Here is a 16530-nt window from a genome sequence, read left to right as displayed (position 1 = left end):
GCTTACGAATAGAAGTTGCTGCGGCCTTCGGGTTGGCGTTTGAAGCGGCGGTGGATCCACAGGTACTGCGTCGGTGCCTCACGCACCATTTGTTCGATGGCGGCGTTGACCTGTGCGGTATCGGCAACGGCGTCGTCGGAAGGGAAGTCAGGCAGCGGCGGGGCGATTTTCAGGATGTAGCGGCCACCCTCGCGGCGATGGAAGTACGGCACCACCGCACAACCGGTCATGCGTGCGAACTGGTGGGTGGCAGTGATGGTTGATGCCGGCATGCCGAAGAACGGCACGAACACCGAATCCTTGCCACGCATGTCCTGGTCGGGCGCGTACCAGAGGAAGCCGCCTTTCTTCAGGTGGCGTACGGTGGCGCGGATGTCCTCGTTGGCGAACATCGCGCAGGCGTAACGCAGGCGACCACTCTTCACTGCCCATTCCATGACCGGATTGCGGTACTTGCGGTACATGCCGGCCAGTGGAACATGGTCACACAGCAGCCGCCCGCACATCTCCAGTGTCATGAAGTGGCCGGAAATGAGCAGCACGCCGCGGCCCTGCGCCTGCAGTTCCTTCAGCTGATCCAAGCCTTCGATCTCCACCTGTGGGCGGATCGCATCGATGCTGCCCCACCAGGCACGGGCGAATTCGAAGATGCCAATGCCCAATGCATCGAAGCTGTCCCGCAGCAGGCGCTGGCGCCAGGCTTCGTCCTTTTCGGGGAAGCAGAGCCTGAGGTTGACCTCGGCCGCACGTCGGCGGCTGCGTGCCAGGTGCAGGGCCAACCAGCCCACTCCGCGTCCCAGTGCGCGTTGCAATGTCCATGGCAGGCGGGCGCCGAGCATGGCGATGGACAGCCAGGCGAAGGTTGGCCAGTGCTTCGGTTGCCACAGCGATGGCCGGGTTGCAGTAGTGGGGGAATCGGACATGCGGTGATTTTACGGCCAGGAGTGGGGGAAGAGGAGTGAGGAGCGGGAGAAGGCAGCAGCGGCGCATCCCCCTCCGGCACCCCGTCTTCGCCGGAACAGGCGGTTCGTTGCTGCGGTGGAAGGGAGGACGGAACAGCCCGCGCGTTGCCCTTGCCTATGTTCGTTCGCCACTCACCACGCCTGCTCACTCACTTCCGCTGTTCTCCCGTATCCTTCGGCCATGCGCAAGGACCCCATCGAGCTGTTGCTGCGCGGCCTGTACTCGGTCGTGCTCTATCTGTTGCTGCCGATCACCGTGTACCACCTGGTGTGGCGTGGTTTCCGCGTGCGCGAGTACTTCAAGCGATGGGATGAGCGTTACGCGTCCTATCCGGAAAGTGGTGGCCAGCCACGCGTATGGCTGCATGCGGTATCGGTGGGTGAAGTCAATGCGGCCGCACCGGTGGTCAACGCGTTGCGGGAGCTGCGCCCGGATATCCGCTGGATCATCACCACCATCACGCCGACCGGTTCACAGCGGGTGCGCGCGCTGTGGGGGGAAGCCGTGGATCATGTCTACCTGCCTTACGACGTGCCGGGCAGCGTCTCGCGCTTCCTGCGCCACTTCCGGCCGAGCCTGGCGTTGATTCTTGAAACCGAACTGTGGCCGAACATGTTGTTTGGTTGCCGTGACCGCAACATTCCGGTGTACATCCTCAACGCACGTCTGTCGGCGCGCTCGTTGAAAGGCTATCGCGTGCTCAAGCCGCTGGTTGGGCGCGCCTTGCGCACGGTCACCTGCGTGGCGGCGCAGTCGCAGGATGATGCGCGGCGGTTTGTCGAGTTGGGCGCCAACCCGCAGCAGGTGCAGGCGCTGGGCAACCTCAAGTTCGATATCGATCCGCCGGACCCGACGCCGCTGCTGGAGGTCTTTCGCCAGCATGTACCGGCCACGCGACCGGTGTGGATTGCCGCCAGCACCCACGAAGGCGAGGAGCAGGCGGTGGTGGACATGCACGCCCGGCTGCTGCAGCGACATCCTGATGCGCTGCTGCTGTGGGCGCCGCGTCATCCCGAGCGTTTTCCCAAGGCCGAAGCGCTGGCGCGCGAACGGGGTTGGCATGTGGCTACACGCAGCGGCCAGCAATGGCCGCAGGCCGACAGCCAGGTGTTCGTGATCAACACCCTGGGCGAATTGATGGCGTTCTATGCGTGCGCGCAGGTCGCCTTTGTCGGCGGCAGCCTGCAGGCCATTGGCGGGCACAATCTGCTGGAGCCGGCGGCAATGGGTACGGCGACGGTCACCGGCCCGCATCTGCACAACTTCGCCGAAATTTCCCGACGCATGGATGAGGCCGGCGCACTGCGCATCTGCGCCGATGCCGAGGAGGTTGGCAATACCGTGCAGATGTTGCTCGAAGACCAGCACGAGCGTGAGCGCATGGTACAGGCCGGACGCGCGCTGGTTGCCAACGGTCGTGGCGCGCTGGAGCGCACGCTGGAACTGGTCGGGCCGTTGCTGCCGCAGAGCAGGGACGCGTAGTCGGGGGGCAACGTGTTGTTGCTGGCAGTGACGATGGAGGTGCGGACGGAATCGCTTCCTGCCCTGCCCAGGCGTGTCATTCCCGCGGAGCACCGCGCAGGAGCGGCTTCAGTCACGAGGCTGGTGAAGTGTCCGCTGCGGGAGTCATCGTGATTGCGGGTAGTCCTGCAACGGGTACGAAGCATCAGCTTCGCGGCTGACGCCGCCCCCACATTCGGGATCCTGTGGCCATAACGAACAACGGCACCCTTGCGGGTGCCGTTGCCTTGTCGCGATGCCTGCAGTTGTTGCGTTACTGCAGTTTTGCGGCTGCGTCGACCGTCAGCAGACGGTTGATGTCCTGCACTTCGGTGATTTCCAGATCACCCACGGCCTGGCTCAACTGAAGGCGGCTGAGCAGGAAGTTGTAGCGCGAGCGTGCATATTCCAGCTGCGCCTGGAACAGCGTCCTCTGGTTCTGCACCAGATCCAGCACGGTGCGGGTACCCACTTCCAGGCCCACCTGCGACGCGTCATACGCGCTCTGTGCCGAAACCACGGCCAGGCGACGGGCTTCCACTTCGCTGACGCCGGCAACCAGGTTCTGGTAAGCGTTGCGGGTGTTGCGGTCCAGTGCGCGCTTCTGCTGCTCGAAGGTGTCCTGCGCGATATCACGCTGGGCCAACGCCTGGCGGACCTGCGACTGGGTGGCACCACCGGCGAAGATCGGCACGTTGAGGGTCAGCCCGATCGAGTTGGTGGTGCTGTCCGGGGTGTTGGAGGTGCCGCCGACGCTGTCGCCCCAGCGTGCGTTCTTGCCCCAGCTGCCGCCCAGTTCTAGAGTCGGGTAGTGGCCACCGCGGGCGGCCGACACGCTCGATTCCGCTGCGCTGACCTTCAGTTCCTGCGCCTTCAGATCCGGATTGCGCGACACCGCATCGGTCACCAGCTGATCGACGCTGCTGCGGTTGGCCGGCACTTCGGGGCGGAAATCCACCGGCAGGCCACGCACGTCGCGCACCGGCTGGCCGGTCAGTTCGGTCAGTGCCTGGTAGGCATCTTCCAGCGCGTTGCGGGCCAGGATGGTGTCGGCGCGGGCCTGGTCGTACTGGGCGCGGGCTTCATGCACGTCGGTGATCGGTGCCAGGCCCACTTCCAGGCGCTTGTCGGCGTAGTCGAACTGCTTCTTGGCCGCAGCTTCGTTGGTCTCGGCGGCGGTCAGCGATTCGATGCCCACCAGCACGTTGAAGTAGGTGGTGGAGGTGCGGACGATCAGGTCGTCGTTGGCCGAATCCAGGGTGAAGTCGGCAGCCTTGCTGATGTCACGCTGCGCGCGCAGGTTGGCGAACTGGCCCCAGTTGAACAGGGTCTGGCCGCCGGTCACGCGGTAGGTGCGGTCCTTGCTGGTGCTGGTGCCGCTGATGCCGTCGTACTCGACGCGCGAGCGGGTCAGCGATGCCTCACCGTTGACCTGCGGCAGCAATGCCGCGCGTGCCTGCACCTGGCCTTCCTTGGTGTAGAGCCGGTTGGACTCGGCGGCGGACAGCTGCGGGTCACCGTTGCGGGCCATTTCATAGACCTGCAACAGGTCGGCGGCGTGGGTCGTCAGCGGGGCCAGGGCGACTGCCAGCGCAAGGGTGAGGGATCGGCGGATCATTGCGGCTTCCTTGGACGTTTTTAGAGTTGGAATTGCGGTGCAGGGGCGGCGCCCTGCAGATAGTCGATATCGGTTTCAAACAGCGACTTGCTGCTGCCGTCAGCGTTGACCCGCAGCGCTTCCATGACCGGCGAGGTACCGGTGATGACGAACAGGCGGCCACCCGGGCGCAGCAGCTTGAGCAGCTGCGTGGGCACGTTTTCCATCGCGCCGGTGACGCAGATCGCGTCGAAGTGGCGCTGGGTCTGCCAGTTCAGTGCATCGGCAACTTCAATGCGCACGTTGCTGCCGAGCTTGGCGGCATCCAGATTCTGGCGTGCACGTTCAGCCAGCTCCGGCTGGATCTCAAGGCTCAGCACTTCACGCGCCAACTGGGCCAGGCAGGCGCTGATGTAGCCGCTGCCGGTGCCGATCTCCAGCACCTCATCACCCGGTTGCAGATCCAGGGCCTGCAGCATGCGGCCTTCGACCACCGGCTTCATCATCTTCTGGCCATGGCCCAGCGGCAGTTCGACGTCGGTATAGGCCAGGGCACGGTGCGATTCGGCCACGAAGGCTTCACGCGGCATCCGCGCCAGCACGTCCAGCACGCGGATATCCAGCACCTCCCAAGGGCGGACCTGCTGTTCAACCATCGTTTCGCGGGCGTGGGAGTAATTGATCGTCATGGGAAAGCTCATCATTCCGGCGCAGTGGGCCGGCCATTTTACCGGTTAGGGCGTGACAGGTGCGGGCAAGCATCGCCGTGCCACACTAGGGGCCGCAGTGCCGGAAGTCATCCGGACCTCCGGTCTGTTCAGCTTGTGTGCGCGCAGCCTAGCGTGGTTCATAGGCCCGCAGGAAAAAGTCGACGCTGGCGGCCACATGGGCGTCCTGGTCGAGTGGGCCGGGCGCTGCACAAAGCCCGCACATCATATGTGCGTGGATCTCGCCCTTGATCAGGCAGAAGAACTGGCGCGCGGCCACCGTCAACTCGGGAATATCCAGTTCGCTCCGGCCCACGCGGGCGCCGAGGAACTCGGCCAGCGCCGTTTCGGTACGTGCCGGACCGGCTTCCCAGAACATCTGGCGGATCCGGTCGTCGGTATCGGGGGTCATCATCATGCGCTGGGTGGCCAGCGCCGCGTCGCTGGTGATCAGCGTGAAGAAGGCATGGCCGATGCCCAGCAGCTGGTCGCGCAGGGGGCCTTCGCTGTCGGTGACGAACAGCTCATCGGGCATCATTTCGACGCATTTGGCCTGGATGGCCTCGCTGAACAATGTTTCCTTGTCACCGAAGTGGCTGTACACGGTGAGCTTGGAAACTCCGGCCGCAGCGGCGATCCCGTCCATGCTGACGCCGTTGTAGCCCAGCTCGACGAATAATGCCTTGGCGGCCTCCAGGATGGCCGCACGCTTGCCCAGATCCTTCGGGCGCCCCGGGCCGACGCTGCGAGTGGCGGCGGGCTTGGTGGTGGCGGTGGAGGGGGCTTTGGGTGACATTGTTCAATACTAGACCAGCTGGTTCGATATTTATACTATACCGGGGCGTTCAGTAATGGCGGTGAAACCCCGGCCGCTTCCCTCCCCTCGATTTCGCGACCTCTACTCATGACCAACGTCCGATGGATTGGCTGTGGCCTGTTGCTGGCCCTGCTTGCAGCTTGTGGCAAGACTGAAACCGCTCCCGCCTATGCTGTCCCGGTGTTCGTGGAGCATCCTGCTGGGGGTATCGGGAAGAGCGTGACGGCGTATCCGGGCGAGGTCCGCGCCCGTGAGGAAGCGGCGTTGTCGTTCCGCGTCGGCGGAAAACTGCTGCGCCGCGAAGTGGATGCCGGCCAGCGCGTGAGCAAGGGCCAGTTGTTGGCGGTGCTGGATGCGGCCGACTTCGAACTGCAGGCGCGTGCGGCACAGGCGCAGTACGCCGCCGCCGAGGCAGACCTGGTGCGTGCGCGTGACGAGCACAAGCGTTATGCCGCGCTGGCCGCGCAACAGCTGGTCAGCCGTTCGGCATTGGATGCGCAGACCGCCGCGTTGAAGGCGGCACAAGGCCAGGCCGATGCAGCCCGTGCCACTCTTGATGTCAATCGCAACCAGGCCGACTACGCGCAGCTGCATGCGCCGGAAGCGGGCATGATCGCAAGCCGCGAGGCCGAAGCCGGTCAGGTGGTCGCGGCCGGCCAGACCATCTACACGCTGGCCGCCGATGGCGCGCGTGAAGTGGCAATCGCCTTGCCGGAAAGCGACATCCGTGATTTCAGCGTTGGCCAAGCCGTTGAAGTGGAGTTGTGGAACCAGGCCGGCAAGCACCTGCCGGGCAGCATCCGCGAAATCGCTGCGGCCGCCGATCCGCAGACGCGCACCTACGCCGCGCGGATCAGCCTGGCGCCCGAGGCGCTCAATGAGGTGGAGTTGGGGCAGAGTGCGCGGGTCTTCATCAGCCACGGCAAGGGCAATGCATTGAGTGTGCCGCTGGCTGCCGTGCAACCCGGCAAGCAGGGGCAGCAGGCCAGCGTGTGGGTGGTCAACCCCGCCAACGGCACGTTGCAGGCACGGGCGGTGACGCTGGGCACCTACGGTGCCGAGACGGTGCCGGTGCTGCAGGGCCTGAAGGGTGACGAGTGGGTGGTCGCTGCCGGTGGCCATCTGCTGCGCGAAGGTCAGCAGGTGACGGCGGTGGACCGCGCCAATCGTCCGGTGCTTGCACCGGCTTCCGCCGCAAAGAAAGGGGAATGACGCGTGCGCCGCTTCAATCTCTCCGAATGGGCGTTGAGCAATCGCCCGCTGGTGCTGTTCATGATGATCGCCATGGCGGTCATCGGTGCCTGGTCGTACAAGCACCTGGGGCAGTCCGAAGATCCGCCGTTCACCTTCAAGGCGATGGTGGTGCAGACCGCCTGGCCCGGTGCGACTGCCGAGCAGGTTTCCAGGCAGGTCACCGAGCCGATCGAAAAGGCGCTGATGAACACCGGCGAATTCGAGTTCATCCAGTCGTACTCACGGCCGGGCGAATCGCAGGTGATCTTCATGGCGCGCGATTCGATGCACTCCAAGGATGTGCCGGAGCTGTTCTACCAGGTACGCAAGAAGGTGGGCGATATCCGCTCGCAGTTGCCCTCGGAAGTGGTCGGGCCGTTCTTCAATGACGAGTTCGGCGATACCTTCGGCAACATCTACGCACTGACCGGCAAGGGTTTCGACTATGCGCTGATGCGCGACTACGCCGACCGCATCCAGCTGGAACTGCAGCGCGTGGATGACGTGGGCAAGGTGGATCTGCTCGGCCTGCAGGACGAGAAGGTGTGGATTGAACTGTCCAACACCAAGCTGGCCACGCTGGGCGTGTCGATGCAGCAGGTGCAGCAGGCGCTGTCGGAGCAGAACGCGATGGCGCCGGCGAGCTGGTTCGAGACCGCCAGCGACCGCGTGCAGCTGCGCATCACCGGCCAGTTCAACTCGGTGCAGGAGATCCGCGACTTCCCGATTCGCGCCGGTGACCGCACGGTGCGCCTGGGCGATATCGCCGAAGTGAAGCGTGGGTTTGCCGATCCGGCCTCGGCAAAGATGCGCTTCATGGGCGAGGATGCCATCGGCATCGCGGTGGCGATGAAGAGCGGCGGTGACATCATCAAGCTGGGCAAGACGCTGGATACCCAGTTCGCCCAGTTGCAGAAGACGCTGCCGGCCGGCATGCAGCTGCGCAAGGTGTCCGACCAGCCGCATGCGGTGAAGGATTCGGTGGGCGAGTTCGTCAAGGTGCTCACCGAGGCGGTGGTGATCGTGCTGCTGGTGAGCTTCTTCTCTCTGGGCTTCCGCACCGGCCTGGTGGTGGCGGTGTCGATTCCGCTGGTGCTGGCGATGACGTTCTTCGTCATGCACCAGTTCGACATCGGCCTGCACAAGATTTCACTCGGTGCGCTGGTACTGGCGCTGGGCCTGCTGGTGGATGACGCGATCATCGCGGTGGAAATGATGGCCACCAAGATGGAACAGGGTTACGACCGGTTGCGCGCGGCCAGCTTTGCCTGGGAATCGACCGCGTTCCCGATGTTGACCGGTACGCTGATCACTGCTGCCGGCTTTCTGCCGATCGCAACCGCCGCATCGAGCACCGGTGAGTACACGCGTTCGTTGTTCCAGGTGGTGACGATCGCGCTGGTGGTGTCGTGGATCGCCGCGGTGCTGTTCATCCCGTACCTGGGCGACAAGATGCTGCCGGACCTGCACAACCCGCAGCCGCCCAAGCCGGGCAGTCTTGCCGGGCGCTGGTACGCGCTGCGTCTGCGTTGGGCCGACCGCAATCCGGCGCTGGCCAATGTGATCGCACCCAAGCAGCTGGCGCATGACCATGACCCGTACAAGAGTGCGTTCTATCAGCGTTTCCGTGGCTTCCTGGACGCCTGCCTGCGACGTCGTTGGCTGGTGATCTTCGCCACCATCGGCCTGTTCGTGTTCTCGCTGGTGATGTTCCGCTTCGTGCCGCAGCAGTTCTTCCCGGATTCGACCCGGCCGGAGCTGATGGTGGATATCGAACTGGCCGAGGGTGCCTCGTTGACCGCCACCCAGGCACAGGCGCACAAGTTCGAGGCGCTGCTCAAGCAGCGCAAGGGCATCAGCAACTACGTCGGCTATGTCGGCAGCGGCTCGCCGCGCTTCTATCTGCCACTGGACCAGCAGCTGCCGGCGACCAACTTCGCCCAGTACGTGGTGCTGGCCGAGGACATCGAATCGCGTGAGGAAGTGCGCGAGTGGCTGCTGAAGGAAGTGGTGCCCAAGTTCTCCGATGTGCAGGTGCGCGTGACCCGTCTGGAGAACGGCCCGCCGGTCGGTTACCCGGTGCAGTTCCGCGTTTCCGGCGAGCACATCGAGCGGGTACAGGCCATTGCCCGGCAGGTGGCCGACAAGGTCCGCGAGAACCCGCACACCACCAACGTCAACCTCAACTGGAGCGAGCCGAGCAAGGTGGTGCGCCTGGTCGTGGACCAGGATCGCGCCCGCGCACTGGGCGTGAGCAGCGCGCAGCTGGCGCAGTTCCTGAGCAGTTCGCTGTCGGGTACCAGCGTGAGCACCTACCGCGAAGGCAACCGCCAGATCGGCATGTTGCTGCGTGGCCCGGATGACGAACGCGCGCGTCTGGACATGCTCGGCAGCCTGGCGGTGCCGACGGCCAGCGGCAAGCCGGTGTCGTTGTCGCAGATCGCACGCCTGGAACACGTGTTCGAGGACGGCATCATCTGGCATCGCGACCGCCTGCCGACCGTCACCGTGCGCGCCGATATCGGCGACAGCATGTTGCCGGTAGGGGTGGTCGAGCAGATCCTGCCGACGCTTGCGGATATCCGTGACCAGCTGCCGGATGGTTACCTGCTGGAAACCGGCGGCACGGTGGAGGACTCGGCGCGCGGCCAGAACTCGATCAATGCCGGCATGCCGTTGTTCCTGGTGGTGGTGGCGACGCTGCTGATGCTGCAGCTGCGCAGCTTCTCGCGGGCGGCGATGGTGTTCGTCACCGCGCCGCTGGGCATCATCGGCGCCACCTTGTTCCTGCTGATCTTCCGCGCGCCGTTCGGCTTCGTGGCGATGCTGGGCACGATTGCCCTGGCCGGCATGATCATGCGCAACTCGGTGATCCTGATCGACCAGATCCAGCAGGATATCGATGCCGGACATGACCGCTGGCACGCGATCATCGACGCCACCGTGCGCCGCTTCCGGCCGATCGTGCTGACCGCGCTGGCGGCGGTGCTGGCGATGATCCCGCTCTCGCGCAGCGCCTTCTACGGCTCGATGGCGATCGCGATCATGGGTGGCCTGATCGTCGGGACGGTGCTGACCCTGGTGTTCCTGCCGGCGCTGTACGCGGCCTGGTTCAGGGTGCGTCCGGACGAAGCCACCCACTGAGGACGGCAGTAGGCTGAACCGCCCCGTGAAGGGGCGGTTCTCACGCAGGAATGCTAGATTTGGCCGCCGGCCGCTGGCCGGTCACGACCTGCGGGAGGCGGGTTTGCTGGAACGCCCAGGCCAATCTTTCATTGATCCACCCACCCGCTGGTTGCGAGGGGCGCTGCAGTGCTGCCTGTTGCTGTGGCTGCTGCTGATGCTGTTGCCGGCCCAGGCCGCCCGTCACACGGTGGCGGGCTGGGGGATGCAACAGGGGCTCCCGCACAACCTGGTGCAGTCGGTGGCGCAGGGCAGCGACGGCTTCATCTGGGTGGGAACCTGGGAAGGCGCGGTGCGCTTCAACAGCCGTGGCTTCACCGTATTCGACCGGCAGAACACCCCGGGGGTGGAACTGTCCGGCATCGAGAGCATCCTGGCCGAAGCCGATGGCGCGATGCTGTTTGGCACGGTTTCCGACGGCATCTATCGCTACCACCGTGGCAACTGGCAGGCGCTGGGCGGGCCGGAGAGTCGTCATCTACCGGTGATCGCGATGCTGCGCGATCAGGCCGGCGTGCTGTGGGTTGCTTCCGGCGAGCGGCTGCTGCGGCAGTTGCCGACCGGGCAGTTGCTTGATGTCGGTGCCACGCTGGGGTTGCCCAACGCGGCGATCACCGCGCTGCGCAGTGATCGTGACGGTGCCTTGCTGGTAGCCGGCCTGCAGGGTGTTTACCGCGTGCACAAGGGACGTCTGCAGCCTTGGGCGGCAACGGCCGGGCAGTCGGTGCGTGATCTGGTCAATGACGGCGATGGTGGCTGGATCATCGCCACCGACGACGGCATCCAATGGTGGCATGCCGGCGGACGCCAGCAGCATCTGTATCCGGGGGAACGCGTGGATGCGGTGCGCCGTGATACCCGCGGTGCGTTGTGGTTGAGCTTTTCCGATGGCCGGCTGGAGCGCTATGCCGAAGGCGTGGGCGAGCGCATCGCCATTCCCGGGCGGGTCAGCCCGGCCCTGATGATCGATCGCGAGGGCCTGGTCTGGGCCGGCAGCACCGACGGTCTGTTTCGCGTTGACGAGGGCGCTGCGCGCGGCCTGACCATCGAGGACGGCCTGGGGTCGAACTATGCGCGCGCGGTGATCCAGTCCGAGGATGGCACCGTGTGGGTGGGCCATTCTGCTGGCCTGGACCGGTTGGTGGGCAATCGGCTTGTGACGACCCGGCTGAAGTCCGGCAACGGCCCGGATGCGTCCGTGCTGGCATTGGCCACCACGCCGGGCTCGGTCTGGGCCGGCACCTACAACCAGGGCGTGTTCCGGCTGGACGGCAACGGCAAGGTGCAGCAGCAGGTGTTGCTGCCGGGCAGCAGGCAACCGCTGGTGCGCGCGCTGCTGGCCGACGGAGACCGCACCCTGTGGGTGGGCGGCGACGACGGCCTGTTCCGGCTGCGTGACGGTGACGTGCAGCATTACGGCACCGACGATGGCCTGCCGGGCGCCATGGTCCACAGCCTGTACCGAGATCCCGCTGGCCAGCTCTGGATCGGCACCAATGGCGGCATGGCATCGATGGAAAGCAACGGCCGGCTGCAGAGCTGGCGGCCGGGACGTGATTTCCCCGCGCGCGGGGTATTCGATTTCCTGGGTGATGAAAATGGAGATCTGTGGATAGCCACCGACCATGGCCTGCTGCGCAAGCGCGGCCTGGACTTCACTGTGTTCGACCATCGCAATGGTCTGCCACGGGACAAGTTGTTCCGCATCATTGATGACGGCAACGGCAATCTGTGGGTGTCCAGCAACCAAGGTGTGTTCCGCCTGCAACGCACCGATCTGGTGTCGGTTGCGGCCGGAGCCCGCAGCCATCTGTCGGTGGAAGTGATCGACCACAACGACGGGATGCCCAGCAGCCAGGGCAATGGCGCGTCATCGCCGGCGGGCTGGCTGACCCAGGAAGGGCTGCTGTGGTTTCCCACCGCCGGTGGTCTGGCGTTGATTGATCCGGATCGTGCCGATGGCAATGTGCAACAGCGCAAGGCACCCCTGGCCATCGAGAGCGTGGAGATCGACGGCAGCCCACAACCGATGCGGGCGGTATACGCGTTGCCGGCCGAGGTGGAACGTATCGCGGTGGCATATGCCGGGCTGGGTTTCCGTGCCCCGGACAAGATGCGCTACCGCTACCGGATGGAAGGCTTCGACGCCGACTGGGTGGATGCGGGCAGCCGCACTGAAGCGGTGTACACCAACTTGCCGCCGGGCAGTTACCGCATGCGGGTGCAGGCGATGGCGTTGCCGCTGGACTGGGACAACCGCCAGCGCGTAGGCGAGGCCGGCATCACCCTGGATATCGCGGCACCGTATTGGCAGCGGCTGTGGGTGCAGTTGTTGGCGGCTGGCCTGCTGGTTGCCGGCGTGCTGCTGCTGATGACCTGGCATACGGCCAGCTATCGACGTCGGCAGCGCCAGCTCAATACCGAGATCAGCGTGCGTACCCAGGAGCTGAGCGAGAAGAACCGCGCGCTGGAACAGGCGGGCGCCGAGCGCGACAGTCTGCTGACGCGGCTGGAGTATATGGCCATGCATGACGCGCTGACCGGGCTGCCCAACCGTCGCGCTGGCGATGAACATCTGCAGCAGGCATTGCGCCAGGCGTTGGAGCAGGGCACCTCGTTGTGCGTGGCGTTGGTGGACATCGACCACTTCAAGCAGGTCAATGACCGTTACGGCCACGAGGCGGGCGATCAGGTATTGCGTGACGTGGCTGGCCTGCTGCGCTTGCAGTTGGGCAGCAGGCAGTTCGTCTCACGTCATGGCGGTGAGGAATTCCTGGTCGTGCTGCGTGGCCTGCAACTGGAGGAGGCGGTGCCGCTGCTGCAAGGGTTGCGCATTCGCCTGGGGCGGTTGCGCATCGACGAAGTGGACCCGGATGTTGTCATTACCGCCAGCATTGGTCTGGCGGCGGTGAAGCCCGGACAGGATACGGTGCGGACCCTGCTGGCTGCCGCGGATCACCAGTTGTACCGGGCCAAACGCGAAGGGCGGAACCGGTTGGCGTTCTGAGCCTGCCGGCAAGCCTGCTGCTCTGAACGTCCATCAGCTTCGCGGCTTACGCAGCTCCTGCACGGAAGCGGCTGCTGCGAAGAAGCCTGGTTTTCGGCGTGTCGTCTTTCAGCCTGCGGGTCTGAACGTCCATCAGCTTCGCGACCAAGGTCGCTCCTACGTCATGGTGCTGCTGCATATGTAGGAGCGGGCTTGCCCGCGAAGCTGGCATTGCGTCAGCAACCGAAGTTGGTGGCGGTCAGCCGTTGTGCGGTTGCATTGTTTGGCGGGCCTGAGCGTCCGTCAGCTTCGCGGCTTACGCCGCTCCTACACGGAAGCGGCTGCGGCGAAGAAGCCTGGCTTTCGGCATGTCGTCTTTCAGCCTGCGGGTCTGAACGTCCATTGGCTTCGCGACCAAGGTCGCTCCTACGTCATGGTGCTGCTGCATATGTAGGAACGGGCTTGCCCGCGAAGCTGGCATTGCGTCAGCAAGCGAAGTTGTTGGCGGTCAACCGTTGTGCGGTTGCGTTGCTTAGCGGGGCTGAGCGTCCATCAGCTTCGCGGCTTGCGCCGCTCCTGCGCTCAGGTCGCTCCTGCTCAGTACAACCCCTGCGCCAGCATCGCATCGGCGACCTTGACGAAGCCGGCGATGTTGGCGCCGTCCACGTAGTTGGTGCTGCCGTCGGGACGCGCGCCGTGGCGTACGCAATTGGCGTGGATCTCTTTCATGATCACGTGCAGGCGCTCGTCCACGTCGGCGTGACGCCAGGACAGGCGCAACGCGTTCTGGCTCATTTCCAGGCCCGAGGTGGCCACGCCACCGGCGTTGCTGGCCTTGCCCGGCGCGTACAGCGTGCCCGATTGCAGGAACACATCCACCGCCTCCAACGTCGAGGGCATGTTGGCGCCTTCGGCCACGCACAGCACGCCGTTGCTCACCAGGGTGCGCGCGTCGGTTTCGTCCAGTTCGTTCTGGGTAGCGCAGGGCAGGGCGATGTCGGCCGGGATGTGCCACGGCCGGCGATCAGCGAGGAATTCAAAGCGCACGTCATCGCCCAGTTCGGCCAGGCGACCACGGCGTTCGTTCTTCAGTTCCATCACGTCGCTGATGGCCTGCTCGTCGAAGCCATCGCGCGCATACAACGTGCCACCGGAATCGGAGAAGGTAAGCACGCGTGCACCAAGATCGACCGCCTTGATCGCCGCGTACTGGGCGACGTTGCCCGAGCCGGAGATCAGCACCTTGGCGCCGTGGGTTTCGCGGCGGGCATGGTGCAGCATCTGCTCGATGAAGTAGACCGTGCCGAAGCCGGTGGCCTCCGGACGCATCAGGCTGCCGCCGTAGGCCAGGCCCTTGCCGGTGAACACGCACGAAGCGTCGTTGCTGAGCTTTTTCATCATGCCGGCCATGAAGCCGACCTCGCGTGCACCGACGCCGATGTCACCGGCCGGCACGTCGGTATCGGCGCCGAGATGGCGATACAGCTCCAGCATCAGCGCCTGGCAGAAGCGCATCACTTCGCCGTCGCTCTTGCCCTTGGGGTCGAAATCCGAGCCGCCCTTGCCGCCGCCCATCGGCAAGGTGGTCAAGGCGTTCTTGAAGGTCTGCTCGAATGCCAGGAACTTCAGGATCGACAGGTTCACCGACGGATGGAAGCGCATGCCGCCCTTGAACGGCCCGATTGCCGAGCTGTGCTGTACGCGCCAGGCGCGATTGACGTGGGTCTGGCCCTTGTCGTCGGCCCAGGCCACGCGGAACTGGATCACCCGCTCCGGTTCAACCAGCCGCTCCAGCAGGCCGTGCTGCGTGTACTTCGGGTTCTGCTGCAGGAACGGCCACAGGCTGAGGGTCACTTCCTTCACCGCCTGCAGGAACTCGGACTGGTTGGGGTCGCGCCGGGCTACGTGGGCGAGGAAGTCGTCGGGGCTGCGGTAGTTCAAGGGCGTTCCTTTCTGGATGGGGGGCCTGGGTGACAGGCACAGAGGGAAGGGCAAACGATCCATCGGGCGCAAGCGTGCTGCCAAAGATACTGCGTCGGGCGCAGCATGGGCGCCGTTGCCGGCACCCATGAAAAACGCGGCCGGAGGCCACGTTCGGGTGTTAACGGGTCAGCTGCGCAAGCACGGCCTGTGCGGCCTGCTGCGTGGAGAGCGCCTGCCCTTGCGCGGCGAGGTCGGCGGTGAACTTGCCGGCATCGAGGGTGGCACTGACTGCCTGTTCGATGGCCGCGGCTTCAGTTTCCAGGCCCAGCGAATGACGCAGCAGCATCGCTGCACTGAGAATGGTGGCGTACGGGTTGGCGATGCCCTTGCCGGCGATGTCCGGTGCCGAGCCGTGGATCGGTTCGAAGATGCCGACCTTGCCTTCCTCGCCCAGCGAAGCGGAGGGCAGCAGGCCCAGCGAGCCGGCCAGCATCGAGGCTTCGTCGGTGAGGATGTCGCCGAACATGTTTTCGGTGACGATCACGTCGTAGGCGCGCGGCTTGGAGATCAGGTGCATGGCCATCGAATCGACCAGCTGGTGTTCCAGCTCGACGTCCGGGAATTCTTCGCGGCCGATACGCGCGGCGATGTCACGCCACAGGCGCGAGGTTTCCAGCACGTTGGCCTTGTCCACCGAGGTCAGCTTGCCGCGACGTTGCTGCGCCAGACGGAAGGCGCTGCGCAGCACGCGTTCGATTTCGACCGTGGTGTAGCGGCACAGGTCGCTGGCGCTGTCGGCATCGCGGGTCTTGTCGCCGAAGTAGATACCGCCGGTGAGTTCGCGCACGACGATGAAGTCCACGTCCTTGAGCAGTTCCGGCTTGATCGGCGAAGCATTCAACGCGGCCGGGTGCGTGCGCACCGGGCGCAGGTTGGCGAACAGGCCCAGCGCCTTGCGGATGGCCAGCAGGCCTTGTTCCGGGCGCACTTTGGCATTCGGGTCGGACCACTTCGGGCCACCGACCGCGCCGAGCAGAACCGCGTCGGCCTTGGCGCAGGCGTCGAGCGTGCTGGCGGGAAGTGGCTCGCCGTGGTTGTCGATGGCGATGCCGCCGATGTCGTGTTCGCTGAAGGTGAAGCTGTGGCCGAAGCGGGCGGCGATGGCCTTGAGCACGTCCACGGCGGCGACGGTGATTTCAGGGCCGATGCCGTCACCCGGCAGTACGACGATGTTGGCTTGCATGTAAGGCTTCCGGTGAGTTGCTTTGAATGTCTGCGCTTACGCGTGGCGCGCGCAGGCGGTGCGTTCTACTCCCTCCCTTGCGCCGCAAGGCGCAAGGGAGGGGTGGGGAGGGGTGAAGCTTGAAGCTACCCCCTCCCAACCTCCCCCTGTCGGCTTCGCCGCCAAGGGGAGGGGCTGTTCCTGCGGCTGCGCGGCATTGCTGACGGCCGCCGGGTTCTGCTCCCTCCCTTTTGCGCAGCAAAGGGGAGGGTTGGGGAAGGGTGAAGTTTGAAGTTTGAAGTTACCCCCCCTCCCAACCTCCCCCTGCCGGCTTCGCCGCCAAAGGGAGGGGCTGTTCTTGAGGCTGCGCGGCATTGCTGCCGGCCGCCGGGTTCTGCT

General features: G+C 65.2%; 10 protein-coding genes. 4 read left to right on the top strand and 6 right to left on the bottom strand.

All coding sequences use genetic code 11. From position 1 onward, the window contains the following. Nucleotides 1–2: 2 nt before the first annotated feature. The gene (locus LR961_RS15190; protein WP_232150784.1) at nucleotides 3–923 is read right to left on the bottom strand and encodes an LpxL/LpxP family Kdo(2)-lipid IV(A) lauroyl/palmitoleoyl acyltransferase; all 921 of its coding nucleotides are present in this window, start codon (nucleotides 921–923) and stop codon (nucleotides 3–5) included. A gap of 220 nt (nucleotides 924–1143) precedes the next feature. Between LR961_RS15190 and waaA the strand changes: the two genes are divergently transcribed. Beyond that, nucleotides 1144–2445 carry a lipid IV(A) 3-deoxy-D-manno-octulosonic acid transferase gene (gene waaA, locus LR961_RS15185; RefSeq protein WP_232150783.1) on the top strand — a complete coding sequence of 434 codons (1302 nt, stop codon included), beginning with the start codon at nucleotides 1144–1146 and terminating at the stop codon, nucleotides 2443–2445. Nucleotides 2446–2737: 292 nt separating this feature from the next. Here waaA and LR961_RS15180 read toward each other — a convergent pair whose 3' ends face one another. The 3 genes from LR961_RS15180 to LR961_RS15170 all read right to left on the bottom strand — a co-directional run bounded on the left by LR961_RS15180 (nucleotide 2738) and on the right by LR961_RS15170 (nucleotide 5563). Then, nucleotides 2738–4081: a TolC family outer membrane protein gene (locus LR961_RS15180; protein ID WP_232150782.1), complete on the bottom strand. Its 1344-nt coding sequence runs from the start codon at nucleotides 4079–4081 to the stop codon at nucleotides 2738–2740. A 20-nt stretch (nucleotides 4082–4101) separates the two neighbouring features. After that, complete coding sequence (locus LR961_RS15175) at nucleotides 4102–4749, bottom strand: protein-L-isoaspartate O-methyltransferase (RefSeq protein WP_232150781.1); 648 nt, start codon at nucleotides 4747–4749, stop codon at nucleotides 4102–4104. Nucleotides 4750–4897: 148 nt separating this feature from the next. Beyond that, nucleotides 4898–5563, bottom strand: coding sequence for a TetR/AcrR family transcriptional regulator (locus tag LR961_RS15170; RefSeq protein WP_232150780.1), 666 nt, complete (start codon nucleotides 5561–5563; stop codon nucleotides 4898–4900). 108 nt (nucleotides 5564–5671) lie between these two features. Between LR961_RS15170 and LR961_RS15165 the strand changes: the two genes are divergently transcribed. From LR961_RS15165 to LR961_RS15155, 3 genes are all read left to right on the top strand, one after another. Then, the gene (locus LR961_RS15165; protein ID WP_232150779.1) at nucleotides 5672–6796 is read left to right on the top strand and encodes an efflux RND transporter periplasmic adaptor subunit; all 1125 of its coding nucleotides are present in this window, start codon (nucleotides 5672–5674) and stop codon (nucleotides 6794–6796) included. Nucleotides 6797–6799: 3 nt separating this feature from the next. Further along, on the top strand, nucleotides 6800–9961 hold the full coding sequence (locus LR961_RS15160; protein ID WP_332311036.1) for an efflux RND transporter permease subunit: 3162 nt from the start codon (nucleotides 6800–6802) through the stop codon (nucleotides 9959–9961). 103 nt (nucleotides 9962–10064) lie between these two features. Continuing rightward, complete coding sequence (locus tag LR961_RS15155) at nucleotides 10065–13007, top strand: ligand-binding sensor domain-containing diguanylate cyclase (protein ID WP_232150778.1); 2943 nt, start codon at nucleotides 10065–10067, stop codon at nucleotides 13005–13007. 576 nt (nucleotides 13008–13583) lie between these two features. On the opposite strand, the gene gdhA is transcribed toward LR961_RS15155, so the two are convergent. Both gdhA and leuB read right to left on the bottom strand, forming a co-directional pair. Next, complete coding sequence (gene gdhA / locus LR961_RS15150) at nucleotides 13584–14927, bottom strand: NADP-specific glutamate dehydrogenase (protein ID WP_232150777.1); 1344 nt, start codon at nucleotides 14925–14927, stop codon at nucleotides 13584–13586. A gap of 160 nt (nucleotides 14928–15087) precedes the next feature. Then, the gene (gene leuB, locus LR961_RS15145; protein WP_232150776.1) at nucleotides 15088–16152 is read right to left on the bottom strand and encodes a 3-isopropylmalate dehydrogenase; all 1065 of its coding nucleotides are present in this window, start codon (nucleotides 16150–16152) and stop codon (nucleotides 15088–15090) included. Nucleotides 16153–16530 lie beyond the last annotated feature (378 nt).

Source organism: Stenotrophomonas sp. SY1 (assembly GCF_021202945.1).
Classification (GTDB): Bacteria; Pseudomonadota; Gammaproteobacteria; order Xanthomonadales; family Xanthomonadaceae; genus Stenotrophomonas.
The sequence above is the reverse complement of the archived record's forward strand: the minus strand, read 5'-3'. Positions and strand labels throughout refer to the sequence as shown.

Coding starts and splice junctions, on each gene's coding strand:
- LR961_RS15180 (WP_232150782.1), bottom strand. CDS start 4,081: ATGATCCGCCGATCCCTCACCCTTGCGCTGGCAGTCGCCCTGGCCCCG.
- LR961_RS15170 (WP_232150780.1), bottom strand. CDS start 5,563: ATGTCACCCAAAGCCCCCTCCACCGCCACCACCAAGCCCGCCGCCACT.
- LR961_RS15190 (WP_232150784.1), bottom strand. CDS start 923: ATGTCCGATTCCCCCACTACTGCAACCCGGCCATCGCTGTGGCAACCG.
- LR961_RS15165 (WP_232150779.1), top strand. CDS start 5,672: ATGACCAACGTCCGATGGATTGGCTGTGGCCTGTTGCTGGCCCTGCTT.
- LR961_RS15175 (WP_232150781.1), bottom strand. CDS start 4,749: ATGACGATCAATTACTCCCACGCCCGCGAAACGATGGTTGAACAGCAG.
- leuB (WP_232150776.1), bottom strand. CDS start 16,152: ATGCAAGCCAACATCGTCGTACTGCCGGGTGACGGCATCGGCCCTGAA.
- waaA (WP_232150783.1), top strand. CDS start 1,144: ATGCGCAAGGACCCCATCGAGCTGTTGCTGCGCGGCCTGTACTCGGTC.